Annotated in this window: 22 protein-coding genes, 3 tRNA genes and 1 pseudogene; 20 read left to right on the plus strand and 6 right to left on the minus strand. The window is 68.7% G+C overall.

Annotation, left to right across the window (positions count from 1 at the left end):
- Positions 1–29 precede the first annotated feature (29 nt).
- The 3 genes and pseudogenes from KGS77_RS24815 (at position 30) to KGS77_RS24835 (ending at position 5,437) form a co-directional block, all read left to right on the plus strand.
- The gene (locus KGS77_RS24815; protein ID WP_242585174.1) at positions 30–1,127 is read left to right on the plus strand and encodes a threo-3-hydroxy-L-aspartate ammonia-lyase; all 1,098 of its coding nucleotides are present in this window, start codon (positions 30–32) and stop codon (positions 1,125–1,127) included.
- Between the two features lie 776 nt (positions 1,128–1,903).
- Positions 1,904–3,944: pseudogene (gene dnaG, locus KGS77_RS35075) on the plus strand (DNA primase).
- Positions 3,945–4,240: 296 nt separating this feature from the next.
- On the plus strand, positions 4,241–5,437 hold the full coding sequence (locus KGS77_RS24835; protein WP_242585176.1) for an RNA polymerase sigma factor: 1,197 nt from the start codon (positions 4,241–4,243) through the stop codon (positions 5,435–5,437).
- 131 nt (positions 5,438–5,568) lie between these two features.
- On the opposite strand, the gene KGS77_RS24840 is transcribed toward KGS77_RS24835, so the two are convergent.
- Positions 5,569–7,008: an FGGY family carbohydrate kinase gene (locus tag KGS77_RS24840; RefSeq protein WP_242585177.1), complete on the minus strand. Its 1,440-nt coding sequence runs from the start codon at positions 7,006–7,008 to the stop codon at positions 5,569–5,571.
- A gap of 180 nt (positions 7,009–7,188) precedes the next feature.
- Positions 7,189–7,491, minus strand: a complete 303-nt coding sequence (locus KGS77_RS24845; RefSeq protein WP_242585178.1) for a YtxH domain-containing protein — start codon at positions 7,489–7,491, stop codon at positions 7,189–7,191.
- Positions 7,492–7,774: 283 nt separating this feature from the next.
- Here KGS77_RS24845 and KGS77_RS24850 point away from each other — a divergent pair.
- From KGS77_RS24850 to KGS77_RS24860, 3 genes are all read left to right on the plus strand, one after another.
- Positions 7,775–7,847 (plus strand) — tRNA-Asn (locus KGS77_RS24850).
- A gap of 5 nt (positions 7,848–7,852) precedes the next feature.
- Positions 7,853–7,925 (plus strand) — tRNA-Asn (locus KGS77_RS24855).
- 203 nt (positions 7,926–8,128) lie between these two features.
- Positions 8,129–8,205: transfer RNA gene (locus KGS77_RS24860), tRNA-Ile, on the plus strand.
- Positions 8,206–8,327: 122 nt separating this feature from the next.
- Here KGS77_RS24860 and KGS77_RS24865 read toward each other — a convergent pair.
- Positions 8,328–9,818, minus strand: a complete 1,491-nt coding sequence (locus KGS77_RS24865; protein ID WP_242585179.1) for a tyrosine-type recombinase/integrase — start codon at positions 9,816–9,818, stop codon at positions 8,328–8,330.
- A gap of 239 nt (positions 9,819–10,057) precedes the next feature.
- On the opposite strand from KGS77_RS24865, the gene KGS77_RS24870 reads away from it, so the two are divergent.
- Both KGS77_RS24870 and KGS77_RS24875 read left to right on the plus strand, forming a co-directional pair.
- Positions 10,058–10,309 (plus strand): DNA-binding protein, encoded by a 252-nt coding sequence (locus KGS77_RS24870; RefSeq protein ID WP_242585180.1) that lies wholly within the window; start codon positions 10,058–10,060, stop codon positions 10,307–10,309.
- A gap of 107 nt (positions 10,310–10,416) precedes the next feature.
- Complete coding sequence (locus KGS77_RS24875; RefSeq protein ID WP_242585181.1) at positions 10,417–11,382, plus strand: recombinase family protein; 966 nt, start codon at positions 10,417–10,419, stop codon at positions 11,380–11,382.
- On the opposite strand, the gene KGS77_RS24880 is transcribed toward KGS77_RS24875, so the two are convergent.
- Together KGS77_RS24880 and KGS77_RS24885 are read right to left on the minus strand one after the other, a co-directional pair.
- Complete coding sequence (locus KGS77_RS24880; protein WP_242585182.1) at positions 11,368–12,144, minus strand: hypothetical protein; 777 nt, start codon at positions 12,142–12,144, stop codon at positions 11,368–11,370. The genes KGS77_RS24875 and KGS77_RS24880 overlap by 15 nt on opposite strands.
- Positions 12,145–12,672 (minus strand): hypothetical protein, encoded by a 528-nt coding sequence (locus tag KGS77_RS24885; protein ID WP_242585183.1) that lies wholly within the window; start codon positions 12,670–12,672, stop codon positions 12,145–12,147. It lies immediately after the preceding gene.
- A gap of 319 nt (positions 12,673–12,991) precedes the next feature.
- Here KGS77_RS24885 and KGS77_RS24890 point away from each other — a divergent pair, with 319 nt between their 5' ends.
- From KGS77_RS24890 to KGS77_RS24940, 12 genes are all read left to right on the plus strand, one after another.
- On the plus strand, positions 12,992–13,162 hold the full coding sequence (locus KGS77_RS24890; protein WP_242585184.1) for a hypothetical protein: 171 nt from the start codon (positions 12,992–12,994) through the stop codon (positions 13,160–13,162).
- Positions 13,163–13,325: 163 nt separating this feature from the next.
- Entirely contained in the window at positions 13,326–14,495 is a 1,170-nt protein-coding gene (locus tag KGS77_RS24895) for a ParB/RepB/Spo0J family partition protein (protein ID WP_242585185.1), read from the plus strand.
- A 304-nt stretch (positions 14,496–14,799) separates the two neighbouring features.
- On the plus strand, positions 14,800–15,012 hold the full coding sequence (locus KGS77_RS24900) for a hypothetical protein (protein WP_242585186.1): 213 nt from the start codon (positions 14,800–14,802) through the stop codon (positions 15,010–15,012).
- Positions 15,009–15,134 carry a hypothetical protein gene (locus tag KGS77_RS34695; protein WP_277994264.1) on the plus strand — a complete coding sequence of 42 codons (126 nt, stop codon included), beginning with the start codon at positions 15,009–15,011 and terminating at the stop codon, positions 15,132–15,134. Before KGS77_RS24900 ends, KGS77_RS34695 begins: the two co-directional genes overlap by 4 nt.
- A 61-nt stretch (positions 15,135–15,195) precedes the next feature.
- A complete protein-coding gene (locus KGS77_RS24905) occupies positions 15,196–15,891 on the plus strand; it encodes a poly-gamma-glutamate hydrolase family protein (protein ID WP_242585187.1) in 696 nt (231 codons plus the stop codon).
- Positions 15,888–16,112 carry a hypothetical protein gene (locus KGS77_RS24910; protein ID WP_242585188.1) on the plus strand — a complete coding sequence of 75 codons (225 nt, stop codon included), beginning with the start codon at positions 15,888–15,890 and terminating at the stop codon, positions 16,110–16,112. Before KGS77_RS24905 ends, KGS77_RS24910 begins: the two co-directional genes overlap by 4 nt.
- A 55-nt stretch (positions 16,113–16,167) precedes the next feature.
- The gene (locus KGS77_RS24915) at positions 16,168–16,827 is read left to right on the plus strand and encodes a ParB/RepB/Spo0J family partition protein (RefSeq protein WP_242585189.1); all 660 of its coding nucleotides are present in this window, start codon (positions 16,168–16,170) and stop codon (positions 16,825–16,827) included.
- The gene (locus KGS77_RS24920; protein ID WP_242585190.1) at positions 16,824–18,269 is read left to right on the plus strand and encodes a methyltransferase domain-containing protein; all 1,446 of its coding nucleotides are present in this window, start codon (positions 16,824–16,826) and stop codon (positions 18,267–18,269) included. The genes KGS77_RS24915 and KGS77_RS24920 overlap by 4 nt, the downstream gene beginning before the upstream one ends.
- 20 nt (positions 18,270–18,289) lie before the next feature.
- Positions 18,290–18,802, plus strand: coding sequence for a hypothetical protein (locus KGS77_RS24925; RefSeq protein ID WP_242585191.1), 513 nt, complete (start codon positions 18,290–18,292; stop codon positions 18,800–18,802).
- Between the two features lie 686 nt (positions 18,803–19,488).
- Positions 19,489–20,025 (plus strand): hypothetical protein, encoded by a 537-nt coding sequence (locus tag KGS77_RS24930; RefSeq protein WP_242585192.1) that lies wholly within the window; start codon positions 19,489–19,491, stop codon positions 20,023–20,025.
- Complete coding sequence (locus KGS77_RS24935; RefSeq protein ID WP_242585193.1) at positions 20,022–21,560, plus strand: terminase family protein; 1,539 nt, start codon at positions 20,022–20,024, stop codon at positions 21,558–21,560. The genes KGS77_RS24930 and KGS77_RS24935 overlap by 4 nt, the downstream gene beginning before the upstream one ends.
- Before the next feature lie 88 nt (positions 21,561–21,648).
- The gene (locus tag KGS77_RS24940) at positions 21,649–22,029 is read left to right on the plus strand and encodes a hypothetical protein (protein WP_242585194.1); all 381 of its coding nucleotides are present in this window, start codon (positions 21,649–21,651) and stop codon (positions 22,027–22,029) included.
- Between the two features lie 53 nt (positions 22,030–22,082).
- Here KGS77_RS24940 and KGS77_RS24945 read toward each other — a convergent pair whose 3' ends face one another.
- Positions 22,083–22,259: a hypothetical protein gene (locus KGS77_RS24945; RefSeq protein WP_242585195.1), complete on the minus strand. Its 177-nt coding sequence runs from the start codon at positions 22,257–22,259 to the stop codon at positions 22,083–22,085.
- Positions 22,260–22,272 lie beyond the last annotated feature (13 nt).

Consider the following 22,272-nt stretch of genomic DNA (forward strand, 5'->3'; position numbering starts at 1 on the left):
CGAGCCGCCGTATGACCCATATAACCCATATGAGTCGCACGGACCGCACGGATGACCCCGCGGCCGGCCGCCCGGCCGCAGTCACCCTTGCCGACGTCCAGGACGCCGCCGCGCGCCTCAAAGGCGTGGCCCACCGCACACCCGTACTGCGCTCGCGGACGCTGGACGCGCTGGTGGGCGCCGAGGTCTTCCTCAAGTGCGAGAACTTCCAGCGCGTCGGCGCGTTCAAGTTCCGCGGCGCCTACAACGCGGTCTCCCGGCTGACGCCCGCGCAACTGCGCCGCGGAGTGGCCGCGTACTCCTCCGGCAACCACGCCCAGGCCGTCGCACTGGCCGCCCGCGAACTGGGCAGCAGCGCCGCCATCGTCATGCCGGAGGACTCCCCGCGCTCCAAGGCCGAGGCCACGGCCGGGTACGGCGCCGAGATCGTCACCTACGACCGCTACACCGAGGACCGGACGGCCGTCGCGGAGCGGCTGGCCGCCGAACGCGGGCTGACGCTGATCCCCCCGTACGAGCATCCGCACGTCATCGCCGGACAGGGGACGGCCGCACTGGAGCTGATCGAGGAGACCGGCCCGCTGGACGCGCTGCTCGCACCGATGGGCGGGGGCGGCCTGATGGCGGGATCGGCGGTCGCCGCCACCGCGCTGGTCCCCGGCATCCGCATGATCGGCGTCGAGCCGGAGACGGGTGATGACCACCGGCGCTCGCTGGCGGCCGGACACCGGGTAAGGATTCCTGTACCGCGCACCATCGCCGATGGGCAGGCGATCGAGATCCCCGGCGAGCTGACCTTCTCCCTCAACCGCACGCTGCTGGACGGTGTCGTCCTGGTCGGCGACGAGGAGATCCGTACGGCGATGCGGCTGGCCTTCGAACGACTGAAGATCGTCACCGAGCCCAGCGGGGCGAGCGCCCTGGCAGCCCTCCTCACCGGCAAGATCACCGGCCGCCCACGCCGCGTCGGCGTGGTGATCTCCGGCGGGAACATCGGCCTGGACCGCTTCCTGCGCATCATGGCGGGCGAGGGCGAGGGCGCAGATATGGGTGCGGATACGGGCGCAGGCGGGGCCCCGGTGAAGGGAAAGGCGGAGGAGGGCTACGGGCGGCCGGGAGCGAGCTAGGTCGCCAAGTACATGCCAAGCAGGTCTCCATGTGCGGCGCGGGTTCTGTACGGCGCGGGACAGGCCGCCCGCCGCGTGCGGGCGGGGGAGGCACCCCGCCTACGGCGTGAGGTAGCCGACCGCCTACGAGGGTAAATCGAACGCCGCTTGTCCCCCGACCGGGGGTTACCCACTGAGACGATGCCAGAACCACCCACGCAGCGACCGCCTACGAGGGAGGCAGTCGGCCCCTATGAGGCGGAGGCAGCCGACCACGTACGGCCGGGGCGCCCCGACCGCATACTGCCGAGGCGACCGACCGCGTACGGCGCGAGCCAGCCGACCACGTACGGTCAGGGTGGCCGATCGCGTACGGCGCGGGAGAGGCCACCGCCTACAGGGCAAATCGAACGCGGCATTCCCCCCAGCCGGGGGTTACCCGCCGATGCAGGACCGGAACCAGAATCCTGGCTCAAGGCAGCACAGTACCGAGGCGGGACCGGACAGGACGAGGGATGATGGTCCGCAGGTCCGCAGGCCCGCAGGCCCGCAGGTTCCCGGGGCGCGGGTCGGGACCGACGGCGGGAAAGCGCGCCGGAGTGCCGCGGAGTGGATCACAGGCTTACGCCGAGCCGCCGCACAGCCTCGTACCGAGCCGCCGCACAGTGCCACGCGAGCGCCGCGCGATACCGCCCGAGCACCAGCGCCGACGCCACAGCGCGTGACGCGAGCGCCGGAACGGGCCACGGGAACGGCGTCCGGTCCCCGCTGTCACACCCCACCCGTAGAATTCACGCGTGGCAGGCAGGATCAACGGTGAGGACGTGAAGGCGGTTCGGGACGCGGTCCCGATCGACGCCGTCGTGTCCGAGTACCTCCAGTTGCGCAACGCGGGTGGCGGCAACCTCAAGGGACTGTGCCCCTTCCACGACGAGAAGTCCCCCTCCTTCCACGTCAGTCCCGCCAAGGGCCTCTACCACTGCTTCGGCTGCCAGGAGGGCGGGGACACCGTCGACTTCATCATGAAGATCGACCACCTCTCCTTCGCCGAGACCATCGAGCGGCTCGCCGCCATCGCCGGCATCACCCTGCGTTACGAGGAGGGCGGCTACACCCCGGCCGCCAGCAGGGCGAGCGGACCCGCCTGGTGGAGGCCCACAAGGCCGCCGCGCAGTTCTACATCGAGCAGCTCGACAGCCCCGAGGCCGAGATCGCCCGTACGTTCCTCGCCGAGCGTGGCTTCGACCAGGCCGCCGCCCAGCACTTCGGTGTCGGTTACAGCCCGGCCGGCTGGGACCACCTCACCCGCTTCCTGCGGGGCCGCGGTTTCAGCGACAAGGAACTGATCCTCTCCGGCCTCTCGCAGGACGGCCGCCGCGGCCCCATCGACCGCTTCCGGGGCCGCCTGATGTGGCCGATCCGGGACATCGCGGGCGAAGTCGTCGGCTTCGGCGCCCGCAAGCTCCGTGAGGACGACAACGGCCCCAAGTACCTCAACACCCCCGAGACCCCGCTCTACCGCAAGTCCCAGGTCCTGTACGGCATCGACCTGGCCAAGAAGGAGATCGCCCGGACCAGCCGCGCGGTGGTCGTGGAGGGCTACACGGACGTGATGGCCTGCCATCTGGCCGGCATCACCACCGCCATCGCCACCTGCGGCACGTCCTTCGGCGAGGGCCACATCAAGATCCTGCGCCGCCTCCTGATGGACAACTCCGGCGCCGAGGTGATCTTCACCTTCGACGGTGACGCGGCGGGCCAGAAGGCGGCCCTGCGCGCCTTCGAGGACGACCAGAAGTTCGCCGCCGAGACCTCCATCGCCATCACCCCCGGCGGCATGGACCCCTGCGACCTGCGGCTGGCCAAGGGCGACGGGGCCGTTGCCGACCTGGTCGAGTCCCGTACCCCCTCTTCGAATTCGCCCTGCGCCATGTCGTCTCCCGCCACAACCTGGACACCACCGTGGGCCGGGCCGCGGCGCTGGACGAGGCGGCGCCCATCGTCGCCAACATCAAGAACAGCTCGATCCAGCACGAATCCGCCGTCCAGCTCGCCGGCATGCTCGGCATCCTGGACACCCAGTTCGTGGTGCGCCGGGTGGGCCAGCTCGCCCGCTGGGCCCGCGAGCGCGGGCGGGACGGCCAGGGCGGTCAGGGCGTTCCGGGCGGCCGTCAGGCCCCGTCCCGTACGGCAGGCGGCCCCGGCGGCCCGTACGGGGGCAGTGGCGGCAGCGGCGGACCGTACGGCCGTCGTGACGTCCCGGACCAGGCGTCCGGCTACGGACCCTCCGGCGGCCCCTCCACCTACGGCCCCTCGGGGAACGGCGGCCCGTCCGCCGGGCGCAGCGGCCCCGCCCTGAACCTGCGCAGCCCCGCCCACCGCGTCGAGCGGGAGCTGCTCAAGCTCGCCCTCCAGCGCCCCGACCTGGTTTCCCCGGCCTTCGACGCGTACGGTGCCGACGAGTTCACCGCCCCGCCGTACGCGGTGGTCCGCCGCTGCATCGAGGAGGCGGGCGGGGCCGCCGCCGGCGCCGGTGACGGCGGCTATCTCGCCCGCGTCCGCGAGGCGGCCCCCGACGACACGGTCCGCGCCCTGGTCACCGAGCTGGCCGTCGAACCGCTGCACACCCGCAAGGAGCCCGACGAGGCGTACGCGGGCGTCCAGTTGGTGGCGGTGCGGCTGGCCGCCGTCAATCAGCGCGTCACGGAGATCCGCGGCGCCCTCCAGCGCCTGGGCCCGAACGCGGACCCCGAGCACCTCACGGCCGTCCAGAACGAGCTGTGGGTCCTCCAGCAGTACGGCCAGTCCCTGCGCGAACGCGGCTTCGCGGCACTGTAGACGCGCGGGGCCGGGCCGGACGGCTGCCGGCTCCGCGCCCTCAGGACCGGGCCCCGGCCCGGCAACCCGCTGCAGCCATCACTCCACGGCGGAGCACCCCCGCTCCGATGCCGGGCACCCCACCGCTCCGATGCAGAGCACCCCACCGCTCCGGAGCAGGACTGCCCACGTCACCACCGTCTTCGCATCCGGACGCGCACCCCACCCCGCCGTAGCCGGATGGTCACGGACCGGACTCAAAAAGTGCTCGCACGCCCCTCGTGGCGGACCTGTGTCGTACTCCACACTGAGGAACGGTGCCTGAGTCCTCGGAGCGCGGTGGGTCCGGCCGTACGGAGCCGGAAACCCCCGCCCAACCGCTCTTGATGTACGGGACGGACCGCGGCGTGGCCGTGGTCGTTCCCGGCCTTTCCGCCGCCTCAGCCGCGAACACCCTGGAGGTCGCCCCCGTGCAGACCCAGACCCTCACCGGCGCGCCGGCCGCCAAGGCGGCCTTCGTGCCGCAGCAGGCCGAGCCACCGCTTTCCGAGATGCTCGTGCAGGAGATCGCCCCGGAGCCGCTGCCGCGCCCCGACGCAGGCGGCCCCTCCTCCGACCTCTTCCGCCAGTACCTGCGGGAGATCGGCCGGATACCGCTGCTGACCGCCGTGGAGGAAGTCGAACTGGCCCGCTGCGTGGAGGCCGGCCTGTTCGCCGAGGAGAAGCTGCACAGCACCCCCGACCCGGACACCCAACTCGCCGTGGACCTCGACAAGTTGGTCGTACTGGGCCGGATGGCCAAACGCCGGCTGATCGAGGCCAACCTGCGGCTGGTCGTCTCCGTCGCCAAGCGGTACGTGGGCCGCGGCCTGACCATGCTGGACCTGGTCCAGGAAGGCAATCTCGGCCTCATCCGCGCCGTCGAGAAGTTCGACTACGCCCGCGGCTACAAGTTCTCCACCTACGCCACCTGGTGGATCCGGCAGGCCATGTCCCGGGCGCTGGCCGACCAGGCCCGTACGATCCGGGTTCCCGTCCACGTCGTGGAGCTGATCAACCGCGTCGTACGGGTCCAGCGCCGGATGCTCCAGGAGCGCGGCTACGAGCCGACGCCGGCCGAGGTCGCCGCCCACCTCGACCTCCCCGAGGAGCGGGTCAGCGAGGTGCTGCGGCTCGCCCAGGAACCGGTGTCCCTGCACGCCCCCGTCGGCGAGGAGGACGACGTCGCGCTCGGTGACCTCATAGAGGACGGCGACGCCGCCTCGCCCGTGGAGTCCGCCGCCTTCCTCCTCCTGCGCGAACACCTCGAAGCGGTGCTCTCCACGCTCGGCGAGCGCGAACGCAAGGTCGTACAACTGCGGTACGGGCTGGTCGACGGCCGCCCGCGCACCCTGGAGGAGATCGGCCGGATCTTCGGCGTCACCCGCGAACGCATCCGCCAGATCGAGTCCAAGACTCTCAACAAGCTGCGCGACCACGCCTTCGCCGACCAGCTCCGCGGCTACCTCGACTAGCGCGCACCGGCGCGGTACGCACCGACCCGGCACCCGCCCAGAACGGCTCAGAACACGGCTCGGGGCATAGCCCCGAACACGGCCCGGAACAGGCGCAGGACCGGTTAAAGACGCGACCCAGGACCACCGGCTCAGCCGGCCGCCTGGAAGGCATCGGGATAGCTCTCGTCCCGTACGGCCACGTACTGCTGGCGGACGGCCTGGCCCACCGGCAGGTCCTCACCCGGGTCGAAGACCTGGCCGGCCGCCGCGGGCCAGTGGGGCGGCTCGTGCGGCGCCAGGGTGCCATGCGCCGCGCCCAGCGCCCAGGCCGCCTGCCGGGCCGCGCCCAGTGCCGCGTAGTCCGCGGGCTGCGGCACCACGACCCGTACGCCGAACAGGCCCGGCGCCGCCGCCTGTACGGCGCCCAGTTCCGCCGCCGCGCCCAGCAGGAAGACCCGGTGCACCTGCACGCCGCGCCCGCGCAGCACGTCCAGCGCGTCCGCCAGGCCGCACAGCATGCCCTCCACGGCGGCCCGCGCCAGGTGCTCGGGCTTCATGCTCTCGCGCCGCATGCCGTGCAGCGAGCCGGCCGTGTGCGGCAGGTGAGGGGTCCGCTCGCCCTCCAGGTACGGCAGCATGACCATCCCGTACGCGCCGGGCGTGGAGCGCAGCGCCAGCTCGGACAGGCCCGGCAGGTCCGTACCCAGCATTTCGGCCGCGCCCCGCAGCACCCGTACGGCGTTGCTGGTGTGCACCACCGGCAGGTGTCTGCCGGTGGCGTCGGCGAAGGAGGTGATGGTCCCCGTGGAGTCCGCCAGTGCCTCGTGGTGGATGGCGAAGACCGACCCGGAGGCGCCCAGCGAGATCACCGCGTCGCCCGGGCCCACCCCCAGCCCGAAGGCGGCGGCCATCGTCTCGCCGGTGCCCGCGGAGATCAGCAGGCCCTCCGGCGTGAAGCCGGCCGTACCGGAGGGACCCAGCACCTCCGGGAGCCGCACCTGATGCCCCAGCGCCAGCTCGATCAGATCGGGCCGGTAGCCGCCGGTGGCCGCCGACCAGTAGCCCGTCCCCGAGGCGCCGCCCCGGTCCGTGGTCCGCCGCGCGGGACGGCCCAGCAGTTGCCACACCAGCCAGTCGTGCGGCTGCATGACCTCCGCGACCCGGGCGGCGTTCGCCGGCTCGTGCCGCGCCAGCCAGCGCAGCTTGGTCACCGGGTGTGCCGCCTGCGGCACCGCCCCCACGGCCTGCGCCCAGGCCGCCCGCCCGCCGAGCGAGTCGACCAGGTCCGCCGCCGCGCTCTGCGCCCGTCTGTCGTTGCCGAGCAGCGCTGCCCGTACGAGGTTGCCCTCGGCGTCCAGCGGCAGCAGCCCGTGCTGCTGCGCGGAGACCCCGATGGCCTGTACGCCCTCCAGCAGCCCGTTTCCCGCCGCCTCGCCCAGTGACATCAGCCACGCCTGCGGATCGACCTCGTGGCCCTTCTCGGCGGGGTGCGGCGCGTATCCCTGCCTGATGACGGCACCCGTGTCGGTGTCGCAGACGACGATCCGTGTGCTGTCGGACGAACTGTCCAACCCGGCGACTATCCCCATGCCCCCAGATGATGCCCCATGCGCGTCACGGTGACCCCGCCAGGTCACATCCGGCCACGGCCCCCACCACAACCCCCACAGGCCCTCTCATCTCCCCACACACCACCCGGCCCTCGCCCGCCCCCTCAGGTACTGCCGGCCGCCCCTCAGGTACTGCCGGCTCAGGTACTGCCGGCCTCCCTAGGTGTTGCTGGTCCCCCAGTCATCCGCACCGCTCTCGCCGCGCTGCTCGCGCAGCGAGCGGACCCGTTCGCCCACCGACCCCGGCAGCTTGTCGCCGACCTTCTCCGACACCGTGCCGAACGCCTTGGTCGCGGCCTGGCGGCCGGTGAGCGCCGCCGACTCCGCGGTGTTGCGGACCACCGGGTTCTGCGCGATCCGCTGGGCACCCTTGCGCAACTGTTCGTACCGCTCCCGGCCGGCCCGGGAACCCAGTACGTATCCGATGGCCAGTCCCGTCACGAACGTGAGCCGGTAGCGCATAGCTCCACCCTTCCCTCTCGTCCCTCTCATCGGTCCGCCCGCGCGTGCCGCGCCGGACACCTGCCTGCCTGCGTACCTGCGTGCCTCGCCGTCACGGCGCCCTGTGGAGCGCCCCGAAGCACCGGACCGCCGGCCGTGCTGCCCGTCTACCCTCAGGGCCACAGATCACCCCGGACGGCACCGATTGGCGGAGCACCCCCCTGCTTGCGCTAATGTATGTGTCGCAGCGAGCGCACGCCGCCGGGAGCCCCGGTCGGCAGTGCATTCGAGGCACACGGAGCATTCCCCTGTAGCTCAATTGGCAGAGCAGCCGGCTGTTAACCGGCAGGTTACTGGTTCGAGTCCAGTCGGGGGAGCTCGGTCCCCTGTAGCTCAATTGGCAGAGCATTCGGCTGTTAACCGGAGGGTTACTGGTTCGAGTCCAGTCGGGGGAGCAGGACGGAGGAGGGCCCCGCGAGGGGCCCTTTTTCGTGCCGGGAGGAAAGTGATCGAGGCCCGGAAGGAACCGGACACCCGGTGATCGAAGTCCTTCCGGACATGCAAGGTCGCCCAACGAGGACCCACACGGGCAGCAGATCGTATGAGCGGCTATGCTGCGGCAGACGGCGCGCACAAATGTGCGCGGCGCGCCGTTACGGGGGCGGTAGCTCAGCCGGTTAGAGCAGCGGACTCATAATCCGTCGGTCCTGGGTTCGAGTCCCAGCCGCCCCACCACTTCAAGTGGTCGAAGAAACGTTCTGACCAGCGCCTTAGCTGGTCGGGACGATCTTCGGGAGATCTTGGCGACGCTTCTCGATCATGGTTTCATGATCGTGAGGACAAATTGAGGACGCAGGTCACGCGGTGGGACGCAATCCCTCGTTCGGCCCACCCTCGTACGCCTCGGAAGCCTCGTCGGCGCCCTTTTCGGCCTGGTTCTGGGGCCTGTCCTGCTCCTCTTTCGGAGGGGTCTTCTTCTGTTGCGGGGACCGGGGCACGACCGCGCTCGTCGACTCCGCCTCGGCGGTCAGGAGTTGCGGCAGGACGCTCGTGTACGTGTCCGAGGTGATCTGGCGGGAACTGTGGCCAAGCCGCTCCTGGACCACCTTGATGTCTGCCTTGCCAAGGAGCGCCAGCGTGGCCGACAGGTGCCGCGTGTCGTGCAGGCGAATCGGCGGAAGTCCTGACAGCTCCACGAGCCGGTTGAAGCGTCGGCTGATCCAGTCGGGATGCAGGGGCTCGCCGTTCTCGTGCGTCCAGACCCGGTTGCTCTCAACCCAGGCGGCTTCGCCGGACCACTGGTCACGCTCCTTGGCCTGGGTGACCTGCCACTCCTCCCACTTCCCGCGCGTCTGGGAGTCGAGGGTGACGGTGCGGACGCTGTCCTGCTTCGGGGCCTCGTCGTACTGCCGGTACGCGATCTCCACGATCTGGGCAGAGATCCGGAACCACGAACCGGAGAGGCTGACCTCCGTCCAGGGCAGCGCGCACATCTCGCCGCGTCGCGGGCCACGGAAGATGAACCCGTGCCACATGCCGCAGAGTCGGTCGTCGGAGACGAAGTCGAGGAACTGGCCGGTCTGCTCCGGGGTCCAGACCATGACGGGGCTGGGTTTCTGGCCGGTGCGCTTCCACTCCTCGACCCGCTCGGGCGTCCAGACCAGGGCCTTGGGGCGCCTGACCGCCGGCAGCTCGACCATGGCGGCCCAGTTGGTCGCGTACTCGCCGCGCTTGATGCCGCTGCCCAGGAACGAGCTGAGGGTGGCGTTGATGCGGTGCATCGTCGCGGCGCTGGTGATCTTTCGCTTGCCCTTGCGACCCTCGCGGAGAGCGGCATTGGCGGCCAGGTAGGCCCGGCGCGTGGCGCGGCGCTTCTCCTTTTTGCCCGCGGCACGAACCCACGCTGTGTGGGCTGCGTCGCGTGCCGCCTCCAACTCCACCACCTTGGCGTGGTGAAGCAGCCGTTCGGCGTTCTCTCGCTCGATCGCGTCGTACATCGCCTCGACGTGGCGCAGCTTGAGATCCCGCCGCTTGATGTGCCCGAGGTGCGGTTCGAGGTAGAGGTTGATGTGCTCCTCGTACCCGTGCCGGGTGGTGCGGGCCAGGCCCCTCTTCCTCTTGAGCCAGCTATGCAGGTCTTCGCCCACGGTGGCGTCGCTGAGCACGTCAGCGCCTCCGATGGCGTCGCGGTAGGTCTCCTCCGCCTTGGCCTTCGCGTCGTTCTTGGTGGCGAATCCCCCTCGCCGTACGCGTCGACGCTTTCCGCCCTCCCCGGCTTCCAGCTCGAAGTAGAAGTACCAGGTGCCGTGCCCCTTCTGCGGGAGCTTCGGGCAGTTTGCGTCGAGCATGCGCATTTTAGGCTCCCCGTTGGCGTTGAGTATGGGAGCGCCGTCCTCGTCAACGGCCGGTGCCTTGCACGCGCAGCGCCGGTAGTAGCTGGGATCGAACACGAACATCCCCTTCGCGGCTTTCGAATGTGGAACTTCTGTGCCGGTCCTTGTCGAACCGATGCTCCATCTTGCCCCAACACTTCAGTGTTGGCGTATCCTTATGTGACGTTGGCGCGGGGGAGAACGCGACAACGGGAATGACCACGAAGAACGCTTCTGTAGCTACGGGCCCCGGGGCCGGCGCCATGACCCTGGAGGAGCTGCTTGCACTGCCGCCGACGGTGAACGTCACAACGGCTGCGCGGGCACTGGGGATCGGTGTGCACAAGGCTTACAAGTTGATCAAGGAAGGGTCTTTTCCCGTGCAGACGCTCACGATGGGCAGCACAGTGAAGGTCCCTACTGCCGCGCTGTGGCGAGTGCTCGAAGTGACGCCACCTGCGGGCTGATCACGTAGCTTGGGCATATCGGTTCCCCTGGCTCACGACCCCTTCCACAGGGCTGTGATCTAGGATCGGGCGGCTAGGGGGCGCACCAGAGAAGAACGGACGACCGCATGCCACGGCTCTACGGTTTCGACGACGCGTCGCGTCGTCGGCTACGTGATGACGAGGTGGGCCCGCTTCGCCAGATGGTGAGCCGGGCGTTGCAGGGCGGTCAGTCCGACGCGGCCATCGCCGTGTGGGCGAATGGTGAGGGCTACCGGGGCACGCTCGGAGGAGAGTGGAAGGACGCATCGGTCGGACGCCTGTTCCGGAACCCGGCGATTGCCGGATTGCGCTATGACGACGATGGCGAACTCGTCGACGCCGGCCACCCGGGCGCCATCACTCCGGAAGAGTTCAAGGCCCTCCAAGAGCGGGACCAGCGCCGCAAGACGGGGGAGGCGGCTCCGCCCTACGACTACCTCCTGGTGGACGGCGCCAGCACGTGCGGCAAGTGCACCTGGGCGCTTCAAGGGGCTCGCACGAACGCCGGGACGCCCGGGTACCGCTGCCGTCCAAAGGACAAGAGCGGTCGCGGAGGCTGCGGTGAGGTTCGCATCGATGGCGAACTCCTGGAGAACTATGTCGGCGAGTACGTTGTGGCCGAACTCCTCAAGCCCGGCATCCGCGACCAGATCCTCAAAGCTCAGGCTGCCGTCCGCGCCCAGGTCGAGAAGATGAAGGCGACCATCGAAGAGCTGGAGGGCCGCCGCGGTGAAGCGGCGACCCTCTACGGTCAGCGACAGATCAGCAGCGACGCGTTCGTGGTCGCCGATCGCGAGATCACAGCAAACCTCAAGGACACCCGAGCGCGCCTTCGGTACGCCGAGCAGATGGCGGACTTCTCCCTCGGCAACGCCAAGGACCTGGTGCGGTGGTGGAACACGGCGCCGTCCGCGTCCAAGAGAGCCATCGTGAGATTGTTCCTGGAGAACATCGAAGTGTTCCCCGCGAGGGCCCGAGGAGTGCGCACCGTTGAGCCTGGCAGGGTTGTCCTGCACTGGCGCAAGCTGCCCGGCCTGTCAGACGCCCGCTGAAACAGATGCCTTGCGCAGTGCAATGCGCCTACCGACCATCGCCATGGTCAGGCCCGAGATGAGCGCGATGGTGGCGAGACCGGCCAGGGCGGGCGAGACGATCTCCTCGGCGTGCAGCGGCCATGGGTGGCCGAGGTAGTGGGTCACCAGGTATGAGCCCTTGCTGGCCGCGTACGCGACACCCAGGATGGCTGCTGCGGCCGACAGCCCCAAGCCGCGCGCCGACCAAACGTGTCCGCTCCGCCGCACGGACAGTGCCATGCCAAAGCAGAGGAACGCGATCTCGCCGCACGTGACCGCCACATAGGTCAGGTAGATCATGAGGTAGACGGTGACGCCTGGTACCGCGGCGTGCTCCGTCGTGAACTCAATGCTCTCGCCCGTGGTCGCGACGAACAGCGGCAGCATCGCGGCGAGGACGCAGACAGCGAACGCGATCCGCGCGTACAGGCTGGCCTTCAGCACCTCGTGGTTGTACGACCAGTCGACGAGCATGAGCTGAAGGCTGCCGCACCAGAGCACGGCGCAGAAGTGTGCTCCGAGCTTGGCCGCGTTGTTCATGCCGGTCATGGACTCACCGAGGTCTTCAACCGGGGGTATGGCGAAGATGACCCCGATTGTGCAGACGCCGAACGCCACGGTGCGGGCTAAGCGGGCGATGCGGTAGTCGTTCCGGCTGCGCTGGCGCCAGGCTTCCCTGGCGGAGAGCACTGTGCCCACTACGCCAAAGAGCGCGCATAAGCCGAAGACGATGCCGTCCATTCACGTTCCTTCCAGATCAGAGACCGCCCGTTCTGCCGCTTCAGTGAAGCTGAGCCGCCGCCGCCGGCCTGGCCGCGGTGGTTCAGCGGCAGGCGGTATCGGTTCGGGAACCTCGGGGACGGTGAGATCGGTACGTCCGTGACGTAGTCGAATCTCACGAGCGGCCTCAAGGAGTTCAGCGGCTCCAGCTTCGCCCAGATCGTGGACTAGCCGAAGCGCCTCACGGGCGTCTTGTTGCTCCTCATAGACCGACAGAGAGGTCAAGCCGTTGTAACCAGGCAGTAAGAAAGCTACCGGACAGTCGAATGCTCGTGCGAGTCCGCGAAGTTGTGAGATCGACGGGTTTGACTTGACGCCGTTCAGCAGGTCGTTCACGACCTGGTGGGTCATCGCAGGTCGCTCTTCGGGCCTCTCGGCCGTCGCGGCGGCCAGCGCGCGGGTGCTCGGAGTCTTACCGTCCGCCTCGGTCTTTCGGCGCAGCAGCAGGGCGAGCTTGCTGGCGAGGGGAACATCCGGGCCGGATGGCATGGTGCTGGGCGCTCCTTCGGGGGTGTGGGAGGCCCGGAAGGGGGGCCAGCGGTCGGGCGGTGTAACGAGTGAGACTCACGAGACAGCCTAATGTCTAGGTTGGTTGACATTAGGCTGAGCTGCGAAGCAAGATCTGTTAGGACACGAGTACTTCGCGTTACACAGCATGCGGGTCCCACCCTTCTTCCGCTCTCCAGGCTGCGAGATTGTGACCGGTGCCCCTTGATCGATCAATGTGTGCCGCGAAACTTTCTGTGTGGGGATCTAAGAGTGCCGTCACTCATCGAGAAGGCGGACGCTGCAACGCGTGGAGGAATGGGTGGGGATCGAGCTGGGGCGAGTACTGGCCCGATTGGCGGAGTCCGGTGGCAAGGAGAACGTCGCCTTGGGTGAAGGGTCGGCCCTCGACGCGCTGGGTGCTCTGTCGGTCGTCGACCCGGAGCGGGTCGACTGTGACGCTGAGCGGCTGTGTGATGCCGTCGCGGGCTGATCGAGGAGTGAACGAACGCGGGCTTCCTTCGGAGGCCCGCGTCTACGCGTCTGACCTGCGAAAACTTCTCGAAAATCATGGACCTCTCCCTGGAATGCATATAGAATGAAAGCACAAAGAAGGGGGAGGGAAGAAGCCCCCATCGACCTCTTGGGAGCCTGAAATGCCGCATAAGTACGCCGCCCTGAAAATGCGCCAGGTCCGCCGCAACCCGAACCAGCCGCGCAAGACCTTTAATGAGGAGGCCCTAGCCGAGCTGGCTGACTCGATCAAGAAGCACGGACTGATGCAGCCCATCGTCGTCCGCAAGGCGGACGAGGGTGGCTACGAGCTGGTTGCCGGTGAGCGCCGATACCGCGCCAACGAGATGGCGGGTAACGTCACCATCGAGGCGAAGATCCTTCTCGCTGACGGTGGCGCCGAGGTCGGTGACCTGGACTCCTTCAAGAAGGCCATGACCGAGAACCTGAACCGCGAGGACATGCTTCCGCTGGAGGAGGCGCGCGGGTTCAAGAAGGTCCTGGACGAGGAGGAGGGCGCCGACCCCGCCAGCGTCGCAAGGGCCTTTTCCAAGTCGGTCCAGTACGTCAACCAGCGCCTGGCCCTGCTCGCTCTGCGCCCCGAGATCCAGACGGCAGTTGACCTTGGGCACATCGGTACCCAGGCCGCCGTCCAGATCGCTGCCCTGTCCCGGGACAACCAGAAGGCCGTCTTCCAGGACTGGAAAAAGGGCGACAAGAGCGACAACCAGCTCGTGCACATCGCCTACGCCATGCGCAAGCAGGAAAAGGCGGCTCAGCAGGACTCCATGGTCGACGTCGAGGAGATGACGCCCGAGGAGAAGGCCCAGCGCACCCGCGCGCAGGCCAAGGCAAAGAGCGACCTCGACGACATCGAGCGCATGTGCGAGCTGCTGGACGGCATCGGCAAGGCCGACCCGATGGAGCTGGCTCGCGCGCTGGAGGGGCAGGTGGGCAAGCGACTGCAGCAGATGGACAGGGTCGCCGCCTTCGTGCAGAAGGCCCGCTTCAACCTCCGTCAGGCCAAGGCCCACGCAGACGCCAGCGAGATCATGGTCACCCCCGCGGCGGCTGCCCCCGACCTGGTCGCGGAGGCCGACGCCGCGCTGGCCCGCTTGGAGCCCACCGCCGACAACAGCTCGGAGACAGAGACGGAGACTGCCACCGCCCCGCAGGCCGGGGCCACCGACGGCGCGGTGCACCAGTCCGCCCCGGACTCGGAGGAGAACGACACCGACGCCGGCGCCCAGCCTGCCGCCGCAGGACCTGTTCTTCACGGACGGACCGACCGGGCACGGAACGGCGCCCTTTGAGGGGTTCGGATACGGGGCGCCGTCTGACGGGAGGGGTTACGCCGGGCGCGAGATAGATCCCAACACTGAGTAATGGTACGGTCTATCTCGTTGGTGGGAACGGCCACAGCCGAGGAACCGGCCCACCAGCACGCCGTGGCATGCGGCATCCCCTTCGGTGCCTGGCGGGTGGCCAATCCCCCGCGCCCTACCCGCCAGGCACCGGCTCCGCGCCGAAGCGAAGCCGCCGGGACCGCGACGCCACGAACACGACCGGACCCGCCCCCGCCACGCCGGGGGCGGGTCCCGTGCACTCCGGAGCGACATGAGCGCAGAGGACTTCAACGGAAATCCCGAGGACCGCGAGCTGTACCTACGTCTCCTCATCGAGCGAGACGGGCCCCCGGACAAGGCCGCCGACGAGCGGGACCCGGGCCGACGAATCCGCAAGGCCCCCGACCGGGGCGCCGCACGGCGCAGCGCGGAACTCGAAGCAGCCATTTCGACCAGACGACCACCCAGGAGAACAGCGGCATGACCGAGGACCAGACACCGGGGCGGACCGGGCACGGCGAACCCCCCGTTCCCGGCGCGGAGTGGTGCAACTCCTGCGAGTCGTGGTGCCTGCCGCCAGGCATCTGCCGCTGCAACAACCGCTAGACGCTGGGGCGGTGGCCGTGGCCACCGCCCCAGCGGTCATCCCGACTCAAGGAAGTGCTTCATGACCACCGGTCTCTACAACTCCTTCGCCGCACTCGCCAGCGCCCAGATCGAAGGCATCGACTACCAACGCTCCTGGCGCTCCTCCCCAATCTCCACACTGCTCCACCTGGCCATCCACGGCGGGGGGATCGAGCAGGGGACGAGTGAACTCGCCAGCGCAGCCGCAGGCGACGTGCACGACTTCTACACGTTCGACGGGATCAAGCAGGCCAACAACGGTGACCTGCACATCACCTCGACCAGCTTCGACGACCCCCAGGCGCTGGCACTCGCCCAGGGCGCCACCCACATCGTCTCCTGGCACGGAGCCGCCGGCGCGACGCCCATGACGAACCTCGGCGGGCTCGACTACCCCCTGCGTGACCGCATCGGACAGTCCCTCGCGCAGGCAGGGTTCGCCGTCCAGGTCGCCAACGAGGAGGTCAACGGCAACGACGTCACGAACATCTGCAACCGCGGCGTACGCGGCATGGGCGTGCAACTGGAGATCAGCACCGCCCAGCGGCAGGCATTCTTCCTCAACGGCGACCTGTCCCGCGCCAACCGCGGGAACGTGACAGACGCCTTCACGACCTACATCACGGCGGTCACCCGCGCCATCACGCAGACCCTCGTCGCCGCAGGCAAGGGCCAGCCGGTAGTCGTCACCCAGCCGGGCCGAGAGACGGTCGACTCAGTAGCGTCGGGCGCATGACGACGTCGCGCCAGTACACCGGTGAGCGCATCGACCTCGACCCGCTCACCGCCAGCACCATCACCGACAACCACCTCGACGCCATCCACGCCGAACTCCGGCACTACCGGGACAGAGACGAGACGGCCAACGCCGCGACCACTGACGGCACTCCACCAGCAACCGGGCAGGCCGCGCCGGCCGCCAGCCTCCTGGCTGAACCGAGCCGACGGCTCGGCTGATCGTCTAGTGTTGGCGTGCGTAGGGCGCGGGGAACGGCCTACACAAGGGACGCCCGTGACCACGCTCGCCAACATCCCCGAACAGCTTCTGCCGCTCGCCGTTCCGATCGGCGACCTGGCCCCGTACCACCGCAACCCCCGCACCGGCGACCTCCCGGCCATCGCCGAGTCGCTGACGGTCAACGGCCAATACCGGCCCGTCGTGGTCAACAAGGGCACCCACACCGGACGGCCCAACGAGATCCTGGCAGGCAACCACACCGTGGCCGCCGCCCAGCAGCTCGGCTGGGAGCACATCGCGGCCACCTGGATCGACGTCGATGACGAAGCCGCAGCACGCATCGTCATCGTCGACAACCGGACCAACGACCTCGCGGGATACGACACCGCCCTGCTGGCCGAAGTCCTCTCCGAGATCCCCGACCTCGCCGGTACCGGGTACGACCGCGAGAGCGTCGACCGGCTTCTGGACGACACCTCGCTCCCCGAGACGCTGGAGCTGACCTCCGACGGCGCGGGCACCGGAGCCGCCGCCACAGTGGACTACCTCCAGTGGGGCTACCTCCAGTGGGAGTCCAAGCGGGTACGGATCACCTCCGAAGAGGTCGAAGCCCTCAACGCCATCTACACGAAGTTCGTCGACGACACCAACAGCGACCTCGGCTTCGGCTGGCATGTCCTCCAGGAAGCCCACCAGGAGGGCGACGCCGCATGAGCAAGGCACCCACGACGACGTTCTACGAGTCGTACCCGCTCGATCAACTGCGCCCCGCCGACTACAACCCGCGCCGCCTCAGCGAGACGGCCTTCGTCCGGCTCCAGGCATCGCTGCGCCGCCACGGAGTCGTCAAGCCGGTGATCCTCAACGCGGACGGCACGCTGGTCGCAGGCCACCAGAGGACGAAGGGCCTCAAGGCCATCGGCATGACCCACACCCCCGCGGTCATGCTCGGCACGAAGGTCCGCCTCCAGGACGAGATCCAGTTCAACCTGCTGCACAACCGGGTGGAGACCGAGGCCAGCGTCGTCTACGCGGAGCCTGGGGAGATGGGCTCCTGGTCCTGGATCCCGTGGCAGTCCATCCGCGTCGCCGAGCGCAAGAACCTCTCCTTCGTCAACGCCATCGGCCACATGACCGCCGGCCACGGCCCCTGGGGCAGCGTCGTCATCGACGACCAGGGCCGCATCGTCCTCAACGCCGAGTACGCCGTCGTCGCCTCCTTCTCGCGCTTCGACCTCCTCGCCTGGACCGTGGCCTCGGCCGACGCCGCCCAGCTCCACGCCGACCTCACCGGCGAGTACGGCGTCTACGACTGGAGCGCCATCGAGAGCAAGGCGCCCGTCTGGAACCAGCACATCGTCCAGCCCAAGCGGCTCCGCCAGTTCTCCTCCAAGGCCAAGGCGGGCAAGCTCGCCTACGGCTCCGAGACCTGGGACCAGCTCGTCACACCGTGGCTCAAGCCCACTCACCGCGTGGTCGACTTCGGCGCCGGATACGGCGACTACGCCAAGCACCTGCGCGCCAAGGGCTTCGACATCCACGACTACGAGCCCTACCGCTGCCGGGACGGCTCGTACGCCGTCGACATCCGGGCCGTCGTCGGCATGATCCGCGACATCGACAAGGACATCCAGGCCAACGGACTGTACGACGTCGTTGTCCTGGACTCCGTCATCAATGCCACCACCTCGCTCGACTACCAGCACTGGGTGATGACCACCGTTAACGCCCTGTGCGCTGCCGACGGAGTGGTCTGCCTCGGCACACGGAGCCTCGCCCGCGAACTCCGCGACGAGCAGGCCAAGCGCGTCACCTCCCAGACCGCGACCACGAAGATGAGCTTCCTCGACGAGCACAACGTCGAGATGAACTTCGTCAAGGGGAAGTGGCAGAAGCTCCGCTTCCACACCCCCGAGACGCTGGAGCCCATGCTGCGCCGCTACTTCGAGGACGTGAAGGTCACGGACGTCAGCGGGTCCAACCTGAAGGCGACATGCCGCCGTCCCATCGCGCTCCCGAAAGAGGAATACGAGAAGGCATTCGAAGAGGAATTCAATATGCCGTACCCGAATGGCTTCCGTCATGACAGGCATCTGGAATTGGTGGGAAATTTGATAAAATTGGTAGTAGAGAGAAATGAATCTCTCGCCAAATAGGAAACGCAATTGGGGAGCGCATGTCGCAGCGAATACAGATACAGATCGAATCGCGAAGTCGGTACCACATCATGTGGCTGGCTGGCGTGCGACACGTCGCCCTCGATCAGCACTGCCTGCGCAGCTTCGGCCAGCCCGACCGCCCTCGGGTGGACGTCCGCCGCCGGCACCAGGCCCTCGAACTCCCGCAGGAAAACCCGCCGCTGGCCTGGTACCTGTGCGCTCTGCCCAACCCATGGAACTGGAGCCAGAACGCCCATCTGGCCTTCGAGGGCGCACCGGGAGAAGAGTGGGAAGGGCCCGCCCTCGTGCCCGGCCTTTTCGTTCACCTGGACAATGCTCGCCCCATCACCGGATGGGGCGAGCACAACATCCCGCCGACAGAGCCGCGCCGGAACTCCGTGCGCTACCGCACCTGCCGGAACTACCAGTTCGCCTGGTGGCTGCGGGCTCACCGCAATGCGCCGGATGCGCCGCCGGAGTTCATCCCGCCCAGGAGGCCAGGTGAAGGCGAGCAGATGTCACTGATGTGACGGCGGCGCTGGCGCGGCAGAATCCGCCTCGCCACGCCGCTCCGCGCCGACCTCTGATCCAGCAGTTTCGGACTGCACCGGGTCGGCGGTCGGCGCATCTGCACTCTCCGGTGCAGGCGGCGTCCCACGCCCTGTCGAATGGTTCCGCTCGCTGTCGTCCCGAAAAGTGCTGCGCAGCTTGCGCCATGCCCTGATCAAGGGGATGAGTTGCCCCAGGATTCCAGTCAGGACGAAGATCAAAACAGAGATCACGCCCGACCAAGCGAGAATCCAAAGAACCGCAGACGAGTCCACCGTTCGGTCCCTTTCTGTACAGGGCCGAACTGAATGCGGGCAGGCATGCTCAGCTCGGCCACAACTCGTGGCTGAACTGAGTTCCGTACCCGCGATAGAAACTCAGGACCTTCAGACTTTTCTGGCTCCTTCGTGTGTGGTGCGAAAGTGGGTCGCTCGTCCGTGCACCGTGGTCAGTCAGGCAGGCCGCTGGATCCACCCGGACTTCTCGGAGCATCCGGGAGCGCACGCCCTTCAACTGTGGGGGCTTCCCGGACTTTCACCCGAAATGGTAGTGGGCCGCAGAGTCGCTGTCTGCGGAACCGGTGAAGTGGCGGAGCGCCGGTTCCTGCCGACGGTGCGATTATGGACCCGGGCGCGGGGGCGCACCCGAGCTGTGGAGGACCCCCGCCGTGGGACGCCCCGACAAAGCCGCGCGTGCGGCCATCGCGCGCCGCCGCTCGGACGCCATCGACCTGCGACTCGCCGGCGTGGACTGGCTCACGATCGCCCGCAAGCTCGCCGCCGATCCGACCGCCAACTCTGACGGCATCGCCTACCCCCAGGGCTATGGCATCGAGCGGTACCGCAAGAACCAGGACCCGCCCACTGATGAGGCCCTGATCCACGCGGCCTGCCGCGATGTCCGCACTGCCCTCGCCGACCGCCGTGCCGAGCTGAACGACGACGTAGACGAACTGCGCGCGCTGGAAGCCGACCGGCTCGACCGGCTGTTCTTCGTGGCGTACAAGAAGGCGGTCCGCGACCAGGACCTCGCGGCGATCGACCGAACCCTGCGGATCATGGAGCGGCGCGCCCGGCTGCTCGGCCTCGACATGCCCGTCAGGACGGAACTGTCCGGCCCCGACGGCGGGCCGATGCAGATCGAGAACGTCACCGCCGACGAACTCGACGCCCTGATCGCCCTCACCGATCCGGACGCCGAATGAGGCCCCGCGACAACGAGAGCGTCATCGCCCAGTACAAGACGCTCCCCCCGGCCCAGCGCCGCGCTATCGCTCGGTCCGCCTCCCCAACGCTGCGGGCTGAGCTGGCACGCGCGGAACGGCAGTTGGCCATGGACCGCTCGCCGGGAGCCCTCGCCGCCGTCCTCACCGGCGGGCGGGAGATGCAGGCGCCGCACCTGGACCTGATCGACCGTGCCTTCATCGACATGGCCGAGGGCCGGTGCGACCGCGTCATGCTCACCATGCCCCCGCGGCATGGCAAGAGCCGACGCGCCTCGCGCTGGGCACCGCTCTGGTACCTCCGGCGCAACCCCGGCCACCGCATGATGATCGCCAGCTACTCCGCCGACCTGGCCGACGACCACGGCCGCTGGATCAGGGACGCCATCTACACCTGGGGCGACGACCTCGGCATCCAGCTCGCGCTCGGCAGCAAGGCCGCCAACCGCTTCGACATCGTCGGCGGCGAAGGCGGGCTCCTCGCGGCGGGCATCGGAGGTGGCCTCACCGGACGCGGCGCCCACATCGCCATCGTGGACGACCCGGTCAAGGACATGGCCGACGCGGACTCTCCGACCATGCGCAAGCGCGCCTGGGACTGGTGGACCTCCGTCATACAGACCCGACTCGAACCGACCGGCGCCATCTGCCTGATCCAGACCCGCTGGCACGAAGATGACCTCGCCGGACGCATCCTCGCCACCGAGCGCGACGCGTGGCGCGTCATCGACCTACCAGCTCTCGCCGACAGCCCCGACGACCCGCTCGGCCGGGAACCCGGCGAGCCGTTGTGGCCCCAGCGGTTCGACGCAGCCCACCACGCCCGAACCCGCAAGCGTGTCGGCGAACGGGTCTGGGGCGCCCTCTACATGCAAAAGCCGCGTCCGCCGGAGGGAGGCGTCTGGAAGCGCGAGTGGATCGACACCGCCAGGATCAACGCCGTCCAGTTCTCCGGCATCGACATGGCGCGCATCGTCGTGGCCGTCGACCCCGCCGGCGGAGAGTCCACCGTCGGCGACGAGACCGGCGTCATCGGCGTGGGCCGGGACTTCGACCGGCAGCTCTACGTCCTCGCTGACCGGTCAGGCTCCATGGGCGCCAACGACTGGGGCCTCGCCGCCTGCCGACTTGCCCTCGAACTCAAGGCAGACGCCATCGTGGTCGAGAAGAACTACGGCGGAGACATGGCAAGGCAGATCGTCACGCAGGCATGGGAGCAGCTACGCCGTGAGGGCGTCACCAAGGGCCTGCTCATGCCGATGATCCTGGAGGTCACCGCCAAGGTAGGCAAGCGCCTCCGCGCTGCGCCCGTGGCCCAGCTCTACGAACAGCAGCTCGTTCACCACGTCGGTGAGTACACCGAGCTGGAAGACCAGATGGTCACCTGGGTCGAAGGAATGGACAGCCCGGACCGAATGGACGCAGCCGTGCATGGACTTACGGAACTGGCCGATCCAGATCAACTCGATACGCTGCCAACGGACATTGTCGACAGTCGCTTCGGCGGCCGTCGCTGACCCGCACCTGCGGCGGTCCCGGAAACGGCCCCAAGAGGAAACGGCCCAGCCCGTTCCCGAGTCCGAGACCGCTGCTAGCCTCACGATCATGGGGACCAGGGGGAGTTGGACCACAGTCCTGTGCACTGCCGCCCTCGCGATCGCGTGCCTCACGGGCTGTTCGGCCGGAGCGGAGAAGCCGACGACCGAGGAACAGCGCGCCGCACACCTCGATCGCGTACGCGAGACGTATTGGCTTGGGCGCAGCGAAGGGATGGCCTTGCAGCGGGAGAAGATCAACGACGGCACGCCGCCTGCCTACTCCAGCCCGAGCGAGAAGGAGTGCGCGGAACGGTGGGACCAGCTCGATGAGCGCCAGCAGAGCGCGGGCGACCGAGACGGCTTTCTGTCCGCGTGCTCCTCATTCCCGGCGCCAGGAATGCCCGGATACGACGATGCCGTGGCCCAGGCGGCCGGGAATAGGCCGTGATCTGCCTCGGGCACGGTGGCGGTCGCACCACTGGAGCGACCGCCACCGACTAGCTATCGCCGCTGCTCGAACATGACCAGGAACGGGGAGACGAATCCCGACGCTTCGACCGGGCTGGTGTCCCCGATGATGATCAGCAGCACGCCGGCCACCAGGGCGAGCCCGTACATTCGGGCCGCGGTGGCGTCGTGGCCGTTGCTGACTTCGGGCACGGCGTTGTTTTCGCACATAATGGTGTAGCTC

Source organism: Streptomyces sp. MST-110588, assembly GCF_022695595.1.
Lineage (GTDB): Bacteria > Actinomycetota > Actinomycetes > Streptomycetales > Streptomycetaceae > Streptomyces.

What these genes read in the sequence shown, in the direction of transcription:
- KGS77_RS24870 (WP_242585180.1), top strand. Translation starts at nt 10,058, where the DNA reads ATGACCACGAAGAACGCTTCTGTAGCTACGGGCCCCGGGGCCGGCGCC.
- KGS77_RS24900 (WP_242585186.1), top strand. Translation starts at nt 14,800, where the DNA reads ATGAGCGCAGAGGACTTCAACGGAAATCCCGAGGACCGCGAGCTGTAC.
- KGS77_RS24910 (WP_242585188.1), top strand. Translation starts at nt 15,888, where the DNA reads ATGACGACGTCGCGCCAGTACACCGGTGAGCGCATCGACCTCGACCCG.
- KGS77_RS24815 (WP_242585174.1), top strand. Translation starts at nt 30, where the DNA reads ATGAGTCGCACGGACCGCACGGATGACCCCGCGGCCGGCCGCCCGGCC.
- KGS77_RS24940 (WP_242585194.1), top strand. Translation starts at nt 21,649, where the DNA reads ATGGGGACCAGGGGGAGTTGGACCACAGTCCTGTGCACTGCCGCCCTC.
- KGS77_RS24840 (WP_242585177.1), bottom strand. Translation starts at nt 7,008, where the DNA reads ATGGGGATAGTCGCCGGGTTGGACAGTTCGTCCGACAGCACACGGATC.
- KGS77_RS24935 (WP_242585193.1), top strand. Translation starts at nt 20,022, where the DNA reads ATGAGGCCCCGCGACAACGAGAGCGTCATCGCCCAGTACAAGACGCTC.
- KGS77_RS34695 (WP_277994264.1), top strand. Translation starts at nt 15,009, where the DNA reads ATGACCGAGGACCAGACACCGGGGCGGACCGGGCACGGCGAACCCCCC.
- KGS77_RS24880 (WP_242585182.1), bottom strand. Translation starts at nt 12,144, where the DNA reads ATGGACGGCATCGTCTTCGGCTTATGCGCGCTCTTTGGCGTAGTGGGC.
- KGS77_RS24845 (WP_242585178.1), bottom strand. Translation starts at nt 7,491, where the DNA reads ATGCGCTACCGGCTCACGTTCGTGACGGGACTGGCCATCGGATACGTA.
- KGS77_RS24885 (WP_242585183.1), bottom strand. Translation starts at nt 12,672, where the DNA reads ATGCCATCCGGCCCGGATGTTCCCCTCGCCAGCAAGCTCGCCCTGCTG.
- KGS77_RS24865 (WP_242585179.1), bottom strand. Translation starts at nt 9,818, where the DNA reads ATGCTCGACGCAAACTGCCCGAAGCTCCCGCAGAAGGGGCACGGCACC.
- KGS77_RS24895 (WP_242585185.1), top strand. Translation starts at nt 13,326, where the DNA reads ATGCCGCATAAGTACGCCGCCCTGAAAATGCGCCAGGTCCGCCGCAAC.
- KGS77_RS24925 (WP_242585191.1), top strand. Translation starts at nt 18,290, where the DNA reads ATGTCGCAGCGAATACAGATACAGATCGAATCGCGAAGTCGGTACCAC.
- KGS77_RS24905 (WP_242585187.1), top strand. Translation starts at nt 15,196, where the DNA reads ATGACCACCGGTCTCTACAACTCCTTCGCCGCACTCGCCAGCGCCCAG.
- KGS77_RS24875 (WP_242585181.1), top strand. Translation starts at nt 10,417, where the DNA reads ATGCCACGGCTCTACGGTTTCGACGACGCGTCGCGTCGTCGGCTACGT.
- KGS77_RS24945 (WP_242585195.1), bottom strand. Translation starts at nt 22,259, where the DNA reads ATGTGCGAAAACAACGCCGTGCCCGAAGTCAGCAACGGCCACGACGCC.
- KGS77_RS24920 (WP_242585190.1), top strand. Translation starts at nt 16,824, where the DNA reads ATGAGCAAGGCACCCACGACGACGTTCTACGAGTCGTACCCGCTCGAT.